The sequence below is a fragment of the Ferdinandcohnia sp. SAFN-114 genome (genome assembly GCF_059415045.1).
In genome coordinates, this window is record NZ_JBPFDQ010000204.1 from 1 (window position 1) to 1,245 (window position 1,245).

Annotated in this window: 1 protein-coding gene; it reads right to left on the reverse strand. The window is 30.5% G+C overall.

The features are described 5' to 3' along the window. Positions 1–252: 252 nt before the first annotated feature. Entirely contained in the window at positions 253–1,080 is an 828-nt protein-coding gene (locus tag ACR65M_RS26925; RefSeq protein ID WP_440274947.1) for an Rpn family recombination-promoting nuclease/putative transposase, read from the reverse strand. Positions 1,081–1,245 lie beyond the last annotated feature (165 nt).

Consider the following 1,245-nt stretch of genomic DNA (forward strand, 5'->3'; position numbering starts at 1 on the left):
GGGATTTAAAGAAACAAAAAAACGGATAACTTTACATTGAATACTGTAAAGTCATCCGTTATGGATGGTTAAGATAAATGCGCTTATCTGACGCTACCCCTATAACAAGAGATTTACGTTTTTCTGTAAACTAAATAATTACATTAAGTTGGTAAATTAAAATTTGATTGTAGTGATAATTACAATCAAGAATGTAAATAATGGATATCTTATAAAATTAAATAAAAAAATCCACCAAAATGGTGGCTTTCATCATAATAAATGATGCTTTCTAAGCATCTGTTCTAAGTCCTCAGCGTTGTATGGAGTATGTTTAGCTACTTCATATAACGGCATTCCACCATTTAGTAAACTTTTGGCCACTTTTAAAATTCCGGTATTTTCTGCGTCCTCTAGTCGGCTTCTTTCATCGGAAAGGGCTTTTGCTCTACGCTCATACTCTTTTCTAGTTTCAGGATCAGCACTTAATTTTAATAATTTTTCTTCAGCTTTATTTAGAATCACATCCATACTGATAACCTCCCTCAACTTTTTTTCAGAAATATCCTCTTTTAAGAATAGTAACCAACGATGTAATGGATTATTCACATCATCGTTAATTTCCTCAAATTTAGGAAACTCGATAAAATGGATTTCCAACAAGTTAGTTAAAACGTTATTAGATTGAGACTCACGTAAATTAAACTTGGTATGAAAATCCTCACCACGCAATTCATCCAATTTAAAATCGAGTATATTGATTGTAACAGCTCTTTGAAGTGAGGAATATGGGTTTCCAGATTCGAAATCTTCAATATAAAGTTTTGACCAATAGAAAAGTGTTCTTGGTATCATATTCTTTTGATCTAATAATTGAACTTCAATGTTAAACTTTTCACCCATATTAGTTTTTGCCTTTATATCTAAAACGCCTAATTTGTCATCTTGCTTATCCCTATTTAAATTTTCTTTTTCGATAGTTACATCGACTATGTCAGATTTTAGGATAGCGTTTAAAAAACCAATCAATATATCTTTATCTTTTTCCTCTCCAAATAACTTTTTAAATAGAAAGTCATTTAATGGATTTAATCGATTCATACGAACCCTCCTGTTTGATTATATTCTATCATATTACTCTCTTTTTATTAATTAAGATTATTAAGAAAGGCTCGATACCTGAATGCACAGTGGACTAACCTAAAATAGTGAGACAATATAAAACACCTCCAAAATGGCAATACTTGAGATAAGTATTGTGACATT

Coding starts and splice junctions, on each gene's coding strand:
- ACR65M_RS26925 (WP_440274947.1), bottom strand. CDS start 1,080: ATGAATCGATTAAATCCATTAAATGACTTTCTATTTAAAAAGTTATTT.